Source organism: Streptomyces sp. NPDC002779 (assembly GCF_042888685.1).
Classification (GTDB): Bacteria; Actinomycetota; Actinomycetes; order Streptomycetales; family Streptomycetaceae; genus Streptomyces.
This window is the reverse complement of the sequence record NZ_JBIAQC010000004.1, coordinates 101533-117889: the sequence shown is the minus strand read 5'-3', so window position 1 is coordinate 117889 and position 16357 is coordinate 101533. Positions and strand designations below refer to the sequence as shown.

Annotated in this window: 18 protein-coding genes; 10 read left to right on the top strand and 8 right to left on the bottom strand. The window is 72.6% G+C overall.

Features of this window, described 5'->3' with window-relative positions:
• The first annotated feature begins 217 nt into the window (after window positions 1-217).
• Window positions 218-598: an anti-sigma factor antagonist gene (locus tag ACFYW5_RS13295; RefSeq protein ID WP_389417071.1), complete on the top strand. Its 381-nt coding sequence runs from the start codon at window positions 218-220 to the stop codon at window positions 596-598.
• Window positions 599-687: 89 nt separating this feature from the next.
• Here ACFYW5_RS13295 and ACFYW5_RS13290 read toward each other — a convergent pair whose 3' ends face one another.
• Window positions 688-1641: a ribose-phosphate diphosphokinase gene (locus ACFYW5_RS13290; protein WP_389417070.1), complete on the bottom strand. Its 954-nt coding sequence runs from the start codon at window positions 1639-1641 to the stop codon at window positions 688-690.
• Between the two features lie 165 nt (window positions 1642-1806).
• On the opposite strand from ACFYW5_RS13290, the gene ACFYW5_RS13285 reads away from it, so the two are divergent.
• From ACFYW5_RS13285 to ACFYW5_RS13275, 3 genes are all read left to right on the top strand, one after another.
• Window positions 1807-2472, top strand: a complete 666-nt coding sequence (locus ACFYW5_RS13285; protein WP_389417069.1) for a DUF4230 domain-containing protein — start codon at window positions 1807-1809, stop codon at window positions 2470-2472.
• Between the two features lie 266 nt (window positions 2473-2738).
• Entirely contained in the window at window positions 2739-3284 is a 546-nt protein-coding gene (locus tag ACFYW5_RS13280; RefSeq protein WP_389417068.1) for a VanZ family protein, read from the top strand.
• Between the two features lie 138 nt (window positions 3285-3422).
• Window positions 3423-4682: a lectin gene (locus ACFYW5_RS13275; protein WP_389417067.1), complete on the top strand. Its 1260-nt coding sequence runs from the start codon at window positions 3423-3425 to the stop codon at window positions 4680-4682.
• A gap of 43 nt (window positions 4683-4725) precedes the next feature.
• Here ACFYW5_RS13275 and ACFYW5_RS13270 read toward each other — a convergent pair whose 3' ends face one another.
• Together ACFYW5_RS13270 and ACFYW5_RS13265 are read right to left on the bottom strand one after the other, a co-directional pair.
• Window positions 4726-4962 (bottom strand): hypothetical protein, encoded by a 237-nt coding sequence (locus ACFYW5_RS13270; RefSeq protein ID WP_250076467.1) that lies wholly within the window; start codon window positions 4960-4962, stop codon window positions 4726-4728.
• Between the two features lie 82 nt (window positions 4963-5044).
• Window positions 5045-5854 carry an SDR family oxidoreductase gene (locus ACFYW5_RS13265; RefSeq protein WP_389417066.1) on the bottom strand — a complete coding sequence of 270 codons (810 nt, stop codon included), beginning with the start codon at window positions 5852-5854 and terminating at the stop codon, window positions 5045-5047.
• Window positions 5855-5990: 136 nt separating this feature from the next.
• On the opposite strand from ACFYW5_RS13265, the gene ACFYW5_RS13260 reads away from it, so the two are divergent.
• From ACFYW5_RS13260 to ACFYW5_RS13250, 3 genes are all read left to right on the top strand, one after another.
• Window positions 5991-7022 carry a PHP domain-containing protein gene (locus ACFYW5_RS13260; RefSeq protein ID WP_389417466.1) on the top strand — a complete coding sequence of 344 codons (1032 nt, stop codon included), beginning with the start codon at window positions 5991-5993 and terminating at the stop codon, window positions 7020-7022.
• Window positions 7023-7071: 49 nt separating this feature from the next.
• Window positions 7072-7728, top strand: coding sequence for an HAD family hydrolase (locus ACFYW5_RS13255; protein WP_389417065.1), 657 nt, complete (start codon window positions 7072-7074; stop codon window positions 7726-7728).
• A gap of 155 nt (window positions 7729-7883) precedes the next feature.
• Window positions 7884-8912, top strand: coding sequence for an SDR family oxidoreductase (locus ACFYW5_RS13250; RefSeq protein WP_389417064.1), 1029 nt, complete (start codon window positions 7884-7886; stop codon window positions 8910-8912).
• Between the two features lie 61 nt (window positions 8913-8973).
• Here the strand turns inward: ACFYW5_RS13250 and ACFYW5_RS13245 are convergent, their stop codons facing one another.
• From ACFYW5_RS13245 to ACFYW5_RS13235, 3 genes are all read right to left on the bottom strand, one after another.
• Window positions 8974-9177 (bottom strand): hypothetical protein, encoded by a 204-nt coding sequence (locus ACFYW5_RS13245; RefSeq protein WP_389417063.1) that lies wholly within the window; start codon window positions 9175-9177, stop codon window positions 8974-8976.
• Window positions 9178-9240: 63 nt separating this feature from the next.
• Window positions 9241-10500: an ROK family protein gene (locus ACFYW5_RS13240; RefSeq protein WP_389417062.1), complete on the bottom strand. Its 1260-nt coding sequence runs from the start codon at window positions 10498-10500 to the stop codon at window positions 9241-9243.
• Between the two features lie 44 nt (window positions 10501-10544).
• The gene (locus ACFYW5_RS13235; protein WP_389417061.1) at window positions 10545-11510 is read right to left on the bottom strand and encodes a phosphotransferase family protein; all 966 of its coding nucleotides are present in this window, start codon (window positions 11508-11510) and stop codon (window positions 10545-10547) included.
• 157 nt (window positions 11511-11667) lie between these two features.
• Here ACFYW5_RS13235 and ACFYW5_RS13230 point away from each other — a divergent pair, with 157 nt between their 5' ends.
• From ACFYW5_RS13230 to ACFYW5_RS13220, 3 genes are all read left to right on the top strand, one after another.
• The gene (locus ACFYW5_RS13230) at window positions 11668-12162 is read left to right on the top strand and encodes an FBP domain-containing protein (protein ID WP_389417060.1); all 495 of its coding nucleotides are present in this window, start codon (window positions 11668-11670) and stop codon (window positions 12160-12162) included.
• Window positions 12163-12342: 180 nt separating this feature from the next.
• A complete protein-coding gene (locus tag ACFYW5_RS13225) occupies window positions 12343-13584 on the top strand; it encodes an aromatic acid exporter family protein (RefSeq protein WP_389417059.1) in 1242 nt (413 codons plus the stop codon).
• Window positions 13585-13677: 93 nt separating this feature from the next.
• Entirely contained in the window at window positions 13678-14856 is a 1179-nt protein-coding gene (locus ACFYW5_RS13220) for a lactonase family protein (protein ID WP_389417058.1), read from the top strand.
• Here the strand turns inward: ACFYW5_RS13220 and ACFYW5_RS13215 are convergent.
• Together ACFYW5_RS13215 and ACFYW5_RS13210 are read right to left on the bottom strand one after the other, a co-directional pair.
• Entirely contained in the window at window positions 14824-15549 is a 726-nt protein-coding gene (locus ACFYW5_RS13215; protein ID WP_389417057.1) for a DUF2470 domain-containing protein, read from the bottom strand. The two genes, ACFYW5_RS13220 and ACFYW5_RS13215, sit on opposite strands and share 33 nt — an antisense overlap.
• A gap of 95 nt (window positions 15550-15644) precedes the next feature.
• Complete coding sequence (locus tag ACFYW5_RS13210) at window positions 15645-16256, bottom strand: TetR/AcrR family transcriptional regulator (RefSeq protein ID WP_389417056.1); 612 nt, start codon at window positions 16254-16256, stop codon at window positions 15645-15647.
• Window positions 16257-16357: the final 101 nt, after the last annotated feature.

Below are 16357 nucleotides of genomic sequence, written 5' to 3'. Positions count from 1 at the left end.
CCGCCTGATCGAGGTCCGCGAACGGACGGCCGCCGATCGGGCGGTGCGGTTCGAGTCGTCGACCGCGCCACCCGGCGCACTCCGGCGCTCGATTCAAAGACATATGTCAATCGAACATGCTCAAATGCACGCCATCGAGGGTAACTTGCAGTGCGGGAACGCTTTCGTTCCACCCACAACCCCGCCGCCCTGGCCGCAAGTTGGAGGCGATGTCGTCGTGCAGCAGGAGCCTGCGCCGCTCACCCGCCACTTGCGCGTCCGCCAGGACCGGGGGCACACGGTCCTGGAGTTCCACGGCGAGATCGACATCGCCGCGGCGGTCGAACTCCTTCCCTGGCTCGACCGGTTGACGGCCGGCCCGCACCCGCGGATCGTGATCGACCTGCGGCCCGCGGAGTTCTTCGACTGCTCAGGGCTGCGGCTGCTGTACCGGGCGCGCGGCCGGGTCCTCGACCACGGCGGCCAGCTCTTCCTGGTCTGCGTCCATCCGCTCACCCTGCGCGTGCTGCGGCTGACCGGGCTCTCCCGGCTGCTGCCTCCGCATCCGACGCTGGACGCGGCCCTGGGCCGGCCCGAGGCCGCGTCCGGCTCGGTGTGACCCGGCGGCTACGTCACGACCCTGGTGACCTGTCCGGCGCCCACGGTCCGCCCGCCCTCGCGGATCGCCGGATACCCGCTGTCCCCTGTCTATTCGCTCCGCGGCGCGTCGAACAGGGCGCTGACGGACTCACCGTTGTGAATGCGCCGTACGGCCTCGGCGAGCTGCGGGGCGACGGTCAGCACCCGCAGCTTGTCGGTGCGCTCCTCGTCCGGGACCGGCACGGTGTTGGTGCACACGATCTCCAGTACGTCGGGCTGCTCACCGATCCGCTTGAGCGCGCCGGACGTGAACAGGCCGTGGGTGCAGGCCACCCGGATGGACCGCGCCCCCAGCTCCCGCAACCGGTCGAGGAGTTCGAGGACCGTGCTGCCCTTGGCGATCTCGTCGTCCAGCACGATGACGTCGCGGCCGGCGACCTCACCGATCACGGAGTTGATGCTGACCCGGTCGTCCGCGAAGCGCTGCTTGGCGCCCGCGGCGACCTGGGCGCCGAGCATCCGGGCGAACGCGGCGGCCTCCTTGGCGTTGCCGAGGTCGGGCGAGACGACGGTCGTGCGGGACAGGTCGTGGTGGCGGAAGTGGGTGGCCAGTTCGCGCAGCGCGTGCAGGTGGTCGACGGGCACCGAGAAGAAGCCGTGCACCTGGGGCGAGTGCAGTGTCATGGCGAGCACGCGGCTCGCCCCGGCCGCGACCATCAGGTCGGCGACCAGGCGCCCGCCGAGCGAGATCCGGGGCGCGTCCTTCTTGTCGGAGCGGGCGTAGGAGTAGTGCGGCATGACGACGGTGATCCGGCCGGCGGACGCGCCGCGGGCCGCGTCGCACATCAGCAGCAGTTCCACGAGGTGTTCCTGGACCGGGGCGACCAGCGGCTGGACGAGAAAGACGTCCCGTTCCCGGCAGTTGGCCTGGAGCTGCACCTCCAGGCAGTCGTTGGCGAACCGGCTGACCCGGGTGGGGCTGAGCGGCACGCCCAGGTGCGCGCAGACCTCCGCCGCCAGGTCGGGGTGGGCGCTACCGCTGAACACCGCGATGTCTCGCACGAACCGCTCCTCGCATGATCACTCCGGCTGGCGCGCCTCATGCTACTGACCGGCTTCACGCCCCTGCGCCCCCGCCTGCCTCCGCCGGGTGTGCCCTTCGGACAAGCCCCGGGTCTCGCACGGCTTTTGGGGGGCATTCGAACGGTAGGAAGGAGGGCCGTCGCCATGTCGACTCCCATCAGACGCCTCCCCAGGCGCATGCCCGGCTGGGCGAAGGCCGTGAGCGCCGTAGTGCTGGTGCTGGCCGTGCTGTTCGCCGGGATCGGGCTGACCGTGCTCCCGGGGCTGAAGGACCTCTTCGGCACCGAGACCCACGACCGATCGGGTCCCGCGCTGCTGCAGTCCATCCAGGACATCAGCCGCTACGACGCCGCCTCGGGCAACTTCCAGGTCGTGGTGGACCTGGAGAAGGACGCCAAGTACCTGCCCGACGCGATCCGCGGCTCGCGCACGCTGTACGTCGGGGCGGGCAGCGTGGACGCCTATGTCGACCTCGGCAAGGTCGGCGACAACGACGTCAAGGTCAACGAGGACCGGACGTCGGCCACGATCCGGCTGCCGCACGCGAAACTCGGCGAGCCCGCGCTCGACCCCGACCGCTCCTACGCCGTCTCCAAGCAGCGCGGGCTGCTCGACCGGTTCGGCGACCTGTTCTCGGACAACCCCAACAGCGAGCAGGCGGTGCAGAAGCTCGCCGCGAAGCACATCGGCGACGCCGCGAAGGAGAGCGAGCTGACCCGGCGCGCCGAGGGCAACACCACGGGCATGCTCAAGGGCCTGCTGCGCTCGCTCGGCTTCAAGGAGGTGAAGGTCGTCTTCGGCACCACGTGACCGGACACCCGAGCCCTGTGCGGAGCGCCGATCAGCCAGGCCAAGCAGTCCACACCGGGGCGGACCTGAAGACGCCTGAGCGGAACCGCCCGGACCGCCGCGGCAAGCCGCCGGTCCGGGCGGGCCCTCCGCGACCGCCGTGAGCAGTCGGCCGTTCAGGACGCGGGCGGCGGCCTCGGGTTCGAGGGGGCTCGGCGGCATCCTCGGGCAGTCAGCGGGTAACCGCCTTGCGACAAAGGGACATGGAAGACCGGAGGACCAACCGCATGGCCCGTGCAGCCTTTCGATCCCGCGCCGAGATGTTCCGGCCGCGCCCGCGCAAGCCCCCGCCGGTGACCGAACCCGAGAAGACACCCCGCTCCGCCCACCCACTCCGCTTCCTCGGCCGGTTGCTTGCGATGCTGTGCGCGTTCACGCTCATGGTGGGCTTCGCGGTGGTGCTCGCCAAGCTGACGCTCGAACCGTCCCCCGCCTCGGAGTCCCTGACGCACACCAACCTGCGTCCGGGCCGGTCGCTCAGGGCCTATCTGGACCAGCCCGAACTGCGCGACGCGGTCAAGCAGATCGGCGGGAACCTGCTCCTGGGCATCCCCTTCGGGGTGCTCGCCCCGGTCGTCGCTCCCAAGACCCGCGGGGTGATCCGGGTGCTGCTGCTCACCGCGACGGTGATGCTCCTGGTCGAGTTCGCCCAGGGAGCCATGATCACCGGCCGCGCGTTCGACATCGACGACGTCATCCTGAACACCACGGGCGCGCTCATCGGCTACCTGCTGCTGGGCCGACGGATGGGCCGGGCGGTGCACGCTCGCTAGTCGGTAACGGTAACTCCTGGTCCGTACCAAGGTATTGACGCCCCGTTACCTCACTCCTTAAATCAAGAGGCGACACTTTCACCCCCCCACCTCGGTTCGGCGCCCTTTCCCCCTGGGGTGCCGACAGAAGGGAGAGTCGTGCCCTCTTCCCGTAGATCCCGTGAATCACGCAGAACCCGCGGCCCACGCGCCTGGCTGCCGGCTGCCCTGTCGGCCGTACTGGTCGCGACCGCCGCGACCGGCCCCGCCCGGGCCGACACCGACGCGGACGCCGGTGTCACCGCGGTGACGTTCTCCGACACCTTCGACGGGCCCGCCGGATCGGCGGTCGACTCCTCGAAGTGGCAGATGGAGACCGGCGACAACGTCAACAACCACGAGCGGCAGTACTACACGGCCGGCAACCGCAACGCCGCCCTCGACGGCCAGGGCAACCTGGTCATCACGGCCCGGCGCGAGAACCCCGCCAACTACCAGTGCTGGTACGGGACCTGCCAGTACACCTCGGCCCGGCTGAACACCGCGGGGAAGTTCACCGCGCAGTACGGGCACATCGAGGCGCGCATCAAGGTGCCGCGCGGGCAGGGCATGTGGCCCGCGTTCTGGATGCTCGGCACCCCGGTGAACTGGCCGGACTCGGGCGAGATCGACATCATGGAGAACGTCGGCTTCGAACCCTCCACGGTCCACGGCACGATCCACGGCCCCGGCTACTCCGGCGCGGGCGGCATCGGCGCGGGATACACCCTGCCGGGCGGGCAGGCCTTCGCCGACGCCTTCCACACCTTCGCCATCGACTGGGCGCCCGACTCGATCACCTGGTCCGTGGACGGCAACGTCTACCAGCGGCGCACCCCGGCCGACCTGGGCGGCCGCGCCTGGGTCTTCAACAAGCCGTTCTTCCTGATCCTGAACCTCGCGGTCGGCGGGTACTGGCCCGGCGACCCGGACGGCTCCACCGTCTTCCCGCAGCAGATGGTCGTCGACCACGTGACCGTGACCACGGCCGACACTCCCACGGGCGGCGCGATCAGGGGCCTGGCCGGCAAGTGCGTCGACGTGGCCGGGGCGAACTCCGCCAACGGCACCCCGGTACAGCTCTACGACTGCAACGGCACCGCCGCCCAGCGGTGGACGGTCGGCGCGGACGGCACGATCCGGGCGCTCGGCAAGTGTCTGGACGTCTCCGGGGCGGGCACCGCCGACGGCACCCCCGTACAGCTGTGGGACTGCAATGGCACTGCCGCCCAGCGGTGGACGGTCACCGCGGCCCGCGACATCGTCAACCCGCAGGCGAACAAATGCCTGGACGTGACCGGCCACAACGCGGCCAACGGCACCCGGCTCCAGATCTGGTCCTGCACCGGCGCCGCCAACCAGAAGTGGACGGTCGGCTGAGAGCCACTGAGGTCGGCTGAACCGCTGAAGGTCGGCTGGGCCGCTAGTGCCGGGTCCAGGTGAACTTGTCGCCGCCCACCCAGCGCACCACGTCCGGGTCGTCCAGGTCATGGACGGTGATGCCGAACGCGGCGGCGGTGGACAGGACGTCGGTGACGGCTTTCGCCTCCCCGACCACAATGCCGTCGATCTCCACGATGCGGAACGGGGGCGTGCCCGGCTGGACCCCGAGCACCATGATCCGTGGATGGGAGATGTACGGGCTCGCGATTTCGGTCATGCAATAGAGCGTAAATCGCATCCGCCGTTCGCGAACCTCGCAGGTCACCCGGTCAGCGCGTCAGGACCGCAGGGCCGCCCGCTCACGGCCGCCGCCAGTCGTCGGCGGTCAGGTGTGAACCGGCCTGCGGTCCCATGCGCAGCATGCCGCCGTCGACGCTCCAGGAGGCACCGGTGACGTAGGACGCGTCCGGTCCGGCGAGGAAGGCGATCACGGCGGCGACCTCCCGGGCGTCGCCGGGCCGCCCGAGCGGCACGCCGGGGCGGCGCTCGGTGTGCGGGTCGGTGTCCTCCTGGCCGGTCATCGGCGTGGCGATCTCGCCGGGCGCGACCGCGTTGACGGTGATGCCGTGCTCGGCCAGCTCCAGGGCCATCACCTGGGTCAGCAGGCCCAGGCCGCCCTTGGCCGCGCAGTACGGTGCCGCGCCGACCCGCGGCTGATGCTCGTGGACGGAGGTGACGTTGACGATCCGGCCGCCGTCGCCCTGCCGGATCATGTGCCGGGCCGCCTTCTGTCCGCACAGGAAGGGCCCGACCAGGTTCACGTCGAGGACCTCGCGGACGTCGTCGAGCTTCAGGTCGAGGAAGAGCGTGCGGGTGCCGATGCCGGCGTTGTTGACCAGGACGTCCAGCCGGCCGAGCCGGTCGCACAGCTCGTCGATCGTGTCGGCCGCCTCGGGCAGCCGGGTGAGGTCCATCTGCGCCACGGCGGCCCGCCGGCCCTGTGCGCGGACCTCTGCGGCGGTCTCCTCGGCGCCCCGCCGGTCGCCGTGCCAGGTGATGCCGATGTCCAGTCCCGCCTGTGCGAGACGGACCGCCGTGGCCCGGCCGATGCCGGAGTCGGCGCCGGTGATGACGGCCACCTTGCCGGTGGACTCGGTGGGGAGGGACATATCGGGCCTCTTCCTCGGGCGGATCTTCGGGCGGACGAAATCTGCGCATCGCAATACCCGGGGCGGGTGGCGCGCAAACGGAGGGCCCGCCGTGCGGCTGCCGCCCCGCTGGGGAACCCTGGAGGCGGAGGTGGCGATGGATCCCGTCGAGGCACTGGAGCGGATCGCCTTCCTGCTGGAGCGATCCTTGGCGCCGACTTATCGGGTACGCGCCTTCCGCACCGCGGCCCGGGTGCTGGCGGCGCTGCCGGAGGCGGAACTGCGCGAGCGGGCCGCCGCCGGGACGCTGGAGGCGCTCGGCGGTGTCGGCCCGAAGACGGCGCAGGTGGCGCGGGAGGCGCTGGCCGGGCAGGTCCCCGGTTATCTGGAGAAGCTGGAGGCCGAGGCGCCGTCCGGGGCGGACCGCACCGGACTGCGGGCGCTGCTGCGCGGGGACTGCCATCTGCACTCCGACTGGTCGGACGGCGGCAGCCCGATCGAGGAGATGGGCCGGACGGCGGCCGACCTGGGGCACGAGTGGGCGGTGCTGACCGACCACTCCCCGCGGCTGACGGTGGCCCGCGGCCTGTCGGCGGACCGGCTGCGCGAGCAACTGGACGTGGTGGCGGCGCTGAACGAGACCTGGGCGCCGTTCCGGCTGCTGACCGGCATCGAGTGCGACATCCTCGACGACGGCTCGCTCGACCAGGAGCCGGAGCTGCTGGACCGGCTGGACGTGGTGGTGGTCTCCGTCCACTCCAAGCTGCGGATGGACGCCCGCTCGATGACCCGCCGGATGGTGGCCGCCGTCCGCAATCCGCATGCCGACGTGCTCGGGCACTGCACCGGGCGGCTGGTCACCGGGCGGGGGCGGCCGGAGTCCCAGTTCGACGCGGACGAGGTGTTCGGCGCCTGCGCGGAGAGCGGCACCGCGGTGGAGATCAACAGCAGGCCCGAGCGGCTCGACCCGCCCCGGCGGCTGCTGCGGCGGGCGGTGGAGGCGGGGGTGCTGTTCTCGATCGACACCGACGCCCACGCGCCCGGCCAGCTGGACTGGCAGGTCCTCGGCTGCGCCCGGGCCGAGGAGTGCGGGGTGCCCGCGGACCGGGTGGTCACCACCTGGCCGCTGGAGGAACTGCTGGCCTGGACCCGGGAGGGGCGCCTGCCGGCACGCTTGGCGGGCTCCTGACGTGGTACTCGACAACTTCCGGGACTCATGGACGACGAAGGGACGGCGCATGGGACGCGCGGCCGTGTTCGACGTCGACGGCACGCTCGTCGACACCAACCACCTGCACGCGGTGACCTGGTGGGAGGCCTTCCGGCAGGCGGGCCACACGGTGCCCATGCACGCCATCCACCGGGCGATCGGACTCGGCTCCGACGACCTGATCGCCCACCTCCTCGGTGACGACCGCGACAAGGAGGCCGACGAGGAGCTGAGTGCCGCGCACAAGGCGCTGTACGGGCAGTACTTCGACCGGCTGCCCGCCCTGGCGGACGCCGGACGGCTGCTGCGGCGGCTGCACCAGGACGGCTGGACGGTGGTGCTGGCCACCTCGGCGGGCGGCGGCGAACTGGGCGCGCTGCGGCGGGCCATCGACGCGGACGACGCCATCGCCGCGACGGCGAGCGCGGACGACGTGGAACAGGGCAAACCCGCGCCCGAGCCGGTGGAGCACGCGCTGGAACTGGCCGGCGTGCCCGCCGAGCGGGCGGTGTTCGTCGGGGACACCGTGTGGGACATGCGCGCGGGCACCCGCGCCGGGGTGCGGTGCGTCGCCGTGCTGTGCGGGGGCATTCCGCGGTCCGACCTGGTGGAGGCGGGCGCGGACGAGGTCTACGACGATCCCGCGCACCTGCTGGCCTCCCTCGAGCACGGCCCGTTCGCATGAGGTGACACGCCCGGCGGCCGCCCTCCGCGCCCGCCCCTGATCGCCCCGATCGTGATTCCCCCGTCGCGGTCGGGGCCCCTTTTTGTGTCCTCTTCGTGTCCTCGCGCATTTCCGGGTACTCGGTACTCCCCCGCAGCGGCCGAGAGGAGCCGAAGGTGACCAGCACACAGGGCAGCAGGATCGTTGTCACCGGCGCCACGGGGAACGTCGGCACGAGTGTGGTGCGGCTGCTTTCCGAGGATCCGGGGGTCGGCTCCGTACTGGGGCTGGCCCGCAGGGTTCCCGAGTGGTCGCCGCCGAAGACGGAGTGGGCGGCAGTCGATCTGGCGTCCGCGCAGACCGATCTGGTGAAGGTCTTCGACGGCGCCACGGCCGTGGTCCATCTGGCCTGGGCGTTCCAGCCCACGCACGATCCGGCGGTGACCTGGCGGACCAACGTCCTGGGCAGCATCCGCGTTTTCGAGGCGGTGGCCGCGGCGAAGGTGCCCACCTTGGTGCACGCCTCGTCGGTCGGCGCGTACTCCCCCGGTCCGAAGGACCACCCCGTGGACGAGTCATGGCCGACGCACGGCTGGCCGGACGCCGCCTACTGTCGGGAGAAGGCGTATCTGGAGCGGACGCTGGACGCCTTCGACCGGGCGCACCCGAAGGTGCGCGTGGTGCGGATGCGGCCCGCCTTCCTGTTCAAGCGGGAGTCGGCGAGCGAGCAGCGCAGGATCTTCGGCGGCCGCTTCCTGCCGGGGCCACTGGCGCGCCCGGAGCTGCTGCCCTTCCTGCCCGACATCCCGGGCCTGCGCGTGCAGGCGCTGCACACCGACGACGCGGCCGAGGCGTACCGGCTCGCGATCGGCTCGGACGTGCGCGGCGCCTTCAACCTGGCGGCCGATCCGCCGGTGGACGCGCACCTGCTCGGCGAGATGTTCCACGCCCGTCCGGTACGGCTGCCGCGCACGGCCGCCCGCTCGGCGATCGCCGCCGCCTGGGGGCTGCATCTGTTGCCGGCCTCGCCGCATTTGTTCGACGCCGTGCTGCGGCTGCCCCTGATGGACAGCAGCCGCGCTCGCACGGAACTGGGCTGGAGCCCCCGGCACACGGCGACCGAGGTCCTGGCGGAGTTCCTGCACGGCCTCCAGCACGGTGCGGGCGCGGACACGGCGCCCCTGCGGGGTCGTAAGGCCAGCTAGCCGAGAGCGGGACGACCAGTATTGGTCGTCCCGCTCTCTCGGATCTCAGCGCTCCGAAGTCTCAGGCCGTCGACTCCTCCGGCTCCGGGTCATCGGTCAACGGGGCTGTGTCGCCGCGGCGGCCGCCGGCCTCGTCGGACTCCGGGACGTCCTCGCCCTGTTCCACGTCCTCGGGGGCCGGGTCCACGTCCCAGTGGTCCTCCCCCTCGCCCGCCTGCTGATCCGGCAGATCGCGCGGGACGGGCCCGCCGTTCTCGTCGGTCACGGCGTCCTCCTTCCCTCACATGGCCAAGGTCACGCGAGTACCTCCGGGCCGTGCGGCGAAACGTCAGCGCGGGGTGCGTTCGTCCAGAGCCGTCTGCCAGGCGGGCCGCGGGCTCTCGAGAGCCGGGGCGGCGCGGCTGCCGCCGTGGGCGAAGAAGTCCGCGAGCGGCAGGATCGCGGCGCCCACGGTGACCGCGTCCGGGCCCAGCCCGCCGAGGTCGATGGTGACCCGCCCGGCGGGGTGCCGCAGCGCGTACGCCCCCGCGTGGCGCCGGATGCCGGGCAGCAGCGCGGGGCCGAGCCGCAGGCCGGCCCAGCCGCCGATCAGGATGCGCTCGGGCTGGAACAGGTTGATCAGGTCCGCCAGACCGGCCCCGATGTACTCGGCGGTCTCGTCCAGCAGGGCCCGCGCCCCGGGATCGGCGACCAGGGCGGCCAGGGCGCCCTCCTGTCCCGAGCCCTCCGGCGGGCCTCCGCCCTGCTCGCGCCAGCGTTCGAGCAGGCCCTCCGCGCCGGCGTAGGCCTCCAGGCAGCCGAGCGCGCCGCACCGGCAGCGGCGGCCCCCGACCCGTACGGTCAGATGCCCGCCCTCCACGGCCCGTCCGTCCTCGGCCTCCGGGGTGACGACACAGGCTCCGACGCCGGAGCCGAAGAGCACGACGATCGCGCTGCGGGCGCCGCGTCCGGCCCCGAACCACATCTCCGCCTGGCCGAGGGTCCGGGCCCCGTTGTCGATGAAGTACGGGACGGAAGAGGGCAGTTCGCACCGCTCGCGGAGGAGCGACTCCAGGGCCACGGCGTCCCAGCCGATGGTCTGCCCGTGCACCACCGCGCCGCGGTCCGGGGTGTGCTCCACGATGCCGGGGACGCCGATGCCGACGCCGAGCAGCCGCTCCGGGGCGAGGTCCGCGGCGGTGAGCACCTCGGTGAGGGCGTCCCGGATGTGCCCGACGACGACATCGACCTCGTACCCCTCGGGGCCCAACGGCCTTTCGGCGCGGGCGAGTTCGGTCAGCGCTACGTCGAACAGCTCGACCCGGACCCGGGTTTCGCCGACGTCGACGCCGATCATATGGCCGCTGGCGGGCGCCACCCTGAGCAGGGTGCGGGGCCGTCCGCCGTCGGAGTCGACGTTTCCGGCCTCCTCCAGCACGCCGTCCGCGAGCAGGTCGGCGACGACGTTGCTGACCGAGCCGGAGCTGAGCCCGGTGGCCGGGCCGAGCTCGAAGCGGCTGAGGGGACCGTCGAAGTAGAGGCACTGGAGGACGACCGCGCGGTTGGCCCGGCGGAGATCACGTACCGTTCGCCTGTTCCGGCCCACCATCTGGCTCCCCCTTCGACCCGCCGTCCGACCTGGAAGATACCGGCTCAGCGTCCCAGCTCGGCGATCTCGTCGAGCGCGGCCACCAGTTCGGGCCCGACGGTCTCGCGCGTCCATCGCAGCCGCCCGGCGCCGACGGCACGCGGCACGGTCTCCGTGAGCATGATCAGGTACAGGTAGGCCCGGTACAGGGCGAGCCGCAGCCGGGTGGGCGTGTCGAACTCGACGAGGCCCCCGGCCTCCCGGTAGCCGGCGAGGAACGCCTCGTCCTTCTCGATGTCCCCGAGCAGCGCCAGGGAGACGAAGTCGGCGACCGGGTCGCCCCAGAACATCCGCTCGCCGTCGATGAGCCCGCCGATGCGGGGCGCGCCGGTCGAGCGGTCGACCAGGATGTTGCCGCGCCACAGGTCGAAGTGGACCAGACGGGGGACGGTGATCGCGGCGAGTGCCGGGTAGCCGGCCCGGAGGGCGCGGGCCGTCTCCTCGACGGGGCGGGGCAGCCAGGGGCGATAGCGGCGGGCGTCGTCGAGGACGGCGTCGAGCATGCCGGTGAAGGCGGTCCGCCAGTCGGCGGCGAGCGGACCGAGGGCGCCGGAGGGACAGCCGTGACCCGGCCCGCTCACCCGGTGCAGCAGGGCCACCTGACGGCCCAGCTCGGCGCGCAGCTGCCGCTCTTCGGCGTCCGTGAGCGTGTCGTCCCACCCGTCGCCGGGGCAGGCCGTCATCAGCAGCTCGCCCGGGGTGGCGGCGACGACCCGCGGAGCCGTCACGCCGACGGTCGCCGCCGCGCGGTAGAAGTCCGCCTCGGAGACAAGAAGGTCCCGCTCGTGCCGCAGCCCCGGCACGGTCCGGGCGGGCGGCACCTTCAGCACGTACCGGCTGCCGTCGGCGAGCAGGAGCTCTTCCACGGTGTTGTAGGTCCCGCCGGTCAGCGGGCGCACCCCGGTGAGGTCGCCCGGGGGCAGCCCCGCCACGCTCAGGATCCGCCCGGCCCGCTCCCATGAGTCCGCCACGTCGCCCCCTCGGTCGGTCGCCCCGCGCACCCCCGTGCGCTCGCGGCACAGCCTACGGACCCTAATTCGCTGGCCCCTCCCGGAGAGTCACGTTTAGCCTTAGCCAGAAACCTAGGAACACTAGGTTCACGTAAGGACAGCGCCCCAGGAGGCCCCCATGCGACCCCTCACCGAGCCGGAGATCCGCACGTCGTTCGTCAACTGCTCCAAGGGCGAGGCCAAGCGCCTCGCCGTCCCCCGGGACCTGGACCGGCTCCCCTGGGCCGACCTGGACTTCCTGGGCTGGCGAGATCCGGGGGCGCCCGACCGCAGCTATCTGGTCACCGAGCGGGACGGACGGCTCGTCGGCATCACGCTCCGCTTCCCGTCCTCCCAGCGCGGGTTCCTGCACCGCAGCATGTGCTCGCTGTGCCTGACGACCCACCGGGGCGGCGGGGTGTCCCTGATGACCGCGCGCAAAGCCGGTGCCGCCGGGCGCGAGGGCAATTCCGTCGGCCTTTACATGTGCACCGACCTCGCCTGCTCCCTCTACCTCCGCGGCAAGAAGGTCCCCGACTCGGGGGCCCGGATCGAGGAGAGCCTCACACAGGCGGAACAGGTGGCACGCACCGAGGCCAACCTCACGGCCTTCCTGGACAAGCTGTACGCATGAGCCGTCCCCGGGCAGCGGACGGGGCCCGAGCCGTCCCCCGGGCAGCGGACGGGGCCGGCCGCCAGGAGGACGGGCGTCGGAGCGCCGAGGATGATGAGCAGGGGCGGCGGACCGTTGCGATCCGCAAAGTCGGTCGCGGTGATCATGTTCGGCGCCCCGTGAGAGGGGAACAGCGCAAGGATGCAAGACGTACGTGAGTGGCGGGTGTCGCGGGAGCGGCTGCTGAGGCTGCGCCGGGACCCCGTGATCGTCCAGACCGTGCGGTCGGCGGCCGCGGCCACGGTGGCCTACGTCATCGCGCTGCATCTGAGCCCCGAGCCGGCCCCGCTGACCGCGCCCCTGACCGCGCTGCTGGTGGTCCAGGTCACCCTCTACGCGACCCTCACCAACGGTGTGCGCCGGGTGAACGCCGTGGTGGCCGGGGTTTTCGTCGCCATCGCCTTCAGTCTGCTGGTGGGTCTGACCTGGTGGAGTCTGGGCCTGCTGATCCTGGCCTCGCTGGCCGTCGGGCATCTGGTCCGGGTGGACGAGTACGTGCCCGAGGTGGCGATCAGCGCGATGCTGGTGCTCGGTGTGACGGCCGTCGGCGACTACGCGTGGGCGCGCGTCCTGGAGACCCTGATCGGCGCGGTGGTCGGCCTCGCCTGCAATCTGCTGCTGGCCCCGCCCGTGTGGGTGGGTGAGGCGGGTGAGTCCATCGAGGATCTGGCGCGCCGGGTGCGCCAGTTGATGCTGAGCATGGGTGAGGAGGCCGCGGGCCGCACGCCCTTCGAGCGGGCCGCGGCCCGGCTGCACGAGGCGCGGCGGCTCGACCACGACATCGTCCAGGTGGACGCGGCGCTGCGGCAGGCCGAGGACAGCCTGCGGCTCAATCCACGGGTCCGCGAGGGCCTGCTGCACCGGGTGGTGCTGCGCACCGGCCTGGACACCCTGGAGATCTGCACCGTGGTGCTGCGGGTGATCGCCCGCACCCTCACCGACCTGGCCAAGGAGCGCGATCCCGACCCGCTGTTCACACCGGAGATCGGCGCCGCGGTGGAACAGCTGCTGTCCGAGATCGCGGACGCGATGGTGAGCTTCGCGGTGCTGGTCACCGCCCATGTCAGCGATGACGCCGAGTCGGCGGAGGAGCGGCTCACCTCCGACCTGCGCCATGCCGCCGCCACCCGCGACAAGCTCGCCCAGCTGCTGCTGGCGGAGGTCCAGCGCGACGCCCGCCAGTGGCAGCTGCACGGCGCGGTGCTGACCGAGGTCAACCGCATCCTCGACGAGCTGGACACCGAGCACCGCTCGCGCCGGCTGCTGGAGGAGCTGGACCGCGTCTCCAGCGAGCAGCGCGAGCGGATGCCGCGGCTGACCCGCGTGCAGGACAGCGTGCGGGTGGGCCGCAAGCGTCTCGCCTCGGTCCGCCGTTCCCGGTGACCGAGCCGGCGGGCCGGGCGTCCTCGGTTGCACCGGCCGGGTGATCCGCGTCAGGGTGACTGTCGCGACGACGGACGAGCGGAAGGCATGGGCATGGGCAGGGGTGGCGTGAGCAGGCGGCGGTTCGTCGGTGCCCTCGCGGGTACCGCCGCCGTGATGGCGCTCCCGGGGTGCGACGAGGCGTCGGCACCGGGGGCCCCCGAGGCAGCCCCGGGCACCTCGCCCGGATCCGCGAGCCCCTCCGGCCCCCGCCCGCTGTTCCTCGGCACGTACACCTCGGCGGAGGGCGGCGGAAAGGGCGTCGGGGTCGCGTCGTACGACCCCGGCACGGGCCGGGTCACCGGTGCGGGCGTCCTCGCGGACCTCGCCGACCCGTCGTATCTCGCGGTCCATCCGGACGGCCGCACGCTGTACGCCGTGAACGAGCGCGCGGACGGTGCCGTGACCGCCGTACGGCTGTCCGACCGCGAGGTCCTGGGCAGTCGGAGCACCGGCGGGCAGGCGCCGTGTCATCTGTCGGTGCATCCGAGCGGGCGCTGGCTGTTCAGCGCGAACTACGGCACCGGCAGCGTCGCCGTGCACCCCGTGGCTGCCTCGGGGGCGCTCGGGGAACGCACCCACCTGGTCACGCACGCCGATCCGGCGCCGGGTCCGGGCCAGGACGGACCGCACGCCCACCAGGTCGTCACCAGTCCCGACGGCGGCCATGTCCTCGCCGTCGACCTGGGCACGGACACGGTGTACACCTACCGGCTCGACCCGGCGAAGGGCACGCTCGCGGAGGTCTCCCGGGCCCGGACGCGCCCGGGTGCGGGGCCGCGTCATCTGACGTTCCATCCCGGCGGCCGGTACGCGTATCTCGCCAACGAGGTCGACAACACCGTCGCCGTCTGCGCCTACGACCCCGCAACGGGCCGCATGTCCGTCGGCGACGCGCAGTCCACGGGCACCGGGCCGGGCACCAGCTATCCGGCGCAGCTCGTGGTCACCCCGAACGGCCGGTACGCCTGGCTGGCCAACCGGGGCGACAACAGCCTGTCCCGGTACGCGGTGGAGGCGGACGGGGCCCGGCTCCGGCTGCTCGGCACGGTGCCGGTGGGCGGCGACTTCCCCCGTCAGCTCACCCTCTCGCCGGACGGCGGGCTGCTCTTCACGGCGAACCAGCGGTCGGGCACCGTCAGCGTCTTCCGCGTCGACGAGGACAGCGGGGAGCTGCGGCGCGCGGGTGAGCCGTTCGCGTCACCCGTCGCGGTCTGTGCGCTGCCGCTGTAGCGCCCGCGGGCAGGAGGCGGCGCTCGCCTGTCCGAGCAGCACGTGCATGCGCTCGGTGAGCTGGGCGACGTCGTCGGCGGGCCGGTGGAAGGGCAGGCGTACGTCGCCGTGGGCGCGAGTGCGCTCGATGCGCAGGGTCAGTCCGTGCCGGTCCACGGCCAGGGGCTGGACCCGGACCGCGCCGTGCAGGCTCTCGGGCTCGACGAGCCGGGTGAGCCGCTCGACCGCGTCGGGGTGGCAGTCGGCGAGGTGGGTCAGCAGCCGGGCCTCGGCCGTGGCCAGCGGGTCGGGTGCGGCGGCGGCGAACTCGTCGAGGTCGACGACGACGGCTCCGTCCGGTTCCCGCAGCACCACGCGGGTGGGCCGGAAGGCGAGATGGTCCTCCTCGGCCCCGAACCATCCGGCGATCCACAGCCGGGCCCGGATGCGGTGGCGGACCGGGACGGGCGCGACGTCGGCGAACTCCAGCACCGCGGAGGGTTCTCCGCGCGGGGCGCAGATCGCGGCCGTCACCAGGGCGCTGTCCTCGGGCACGTGCAGGAGCACCCGGCCGTCCTCGGTCACGCTGTGCGCGCCGACGAACTCCTCCCGGCCGCCCTCCGCGGTCACCGCGCAGGACCACGCGGTGGCGAGCACCGACCGGGCGCGTTCCGCCGCGGCAGGCGTGGCCGTCCAGCTCCGGCTGTCACCCATTCCGTACCTCCTAAGGTAAGCCTTGCCTAACTTACCGAAGATCAGGGTGCACGCCAACACCCCCCGCCATAGCGCGTGGAATCACGGGGACGCGTTCAGGAGGCGACGACGCCCAACAGCGCGCGGGCGCACAGGTCGCGCACCTGGTCCCGGGTCAACTCCTCCGGGCCCCGCAGCCACTCCAGACAGACGGCGGTGGTGAACGCCAGCCAGCCGCGCACCGCGAACCGCAGGTCCGGGCGCCGCTCGACGGCGGGGCCGAACTCGGGGTCCGCCGCCATCGCCGCGAGGATCTGCCTCTCCTGGGCGGCCAGGGCCTGCCGGTAGACCTTGCGCACGGCCCGGTCGCCGGACGCCTCGGCGCGGTGGAAGGCACGGAAACCGTGGGCGTGTTCCTCGACGTACGCCAGATACCTGTCGAGGTTCACGGTGAGCTGCTCGCGCACCGGAAGGCCGGGCACGGCGGCCGTCATCCGCAGCATGCGCGCGCTCTCGCGGTCCACCACGGCGGCGAAGAAGTCCCGCTTGGCCGGGAAGTAGTGGTAGAGCAGCCCGCGCGAGACACCGGCGATCTCGGCGACCTGCTCGATCCGCACCTCGTCGTACGGACTCTCCGAGAACAGCCGCGCCCCGACGGCGAGAAGCTGCTCCCGGCGCTCCTCGGTGCTGAGCCGACGGCGCGTGCGCTCGCCCTGGTTCGCGCTCATGTCCGCACCTTACTTGACGCCGGTTCAACAACCGGACCAGACTGAAACGCGCTATTGAACCGGCGTACAACACGCGCTGCCTGCTCAATGTGCCGCAAGAT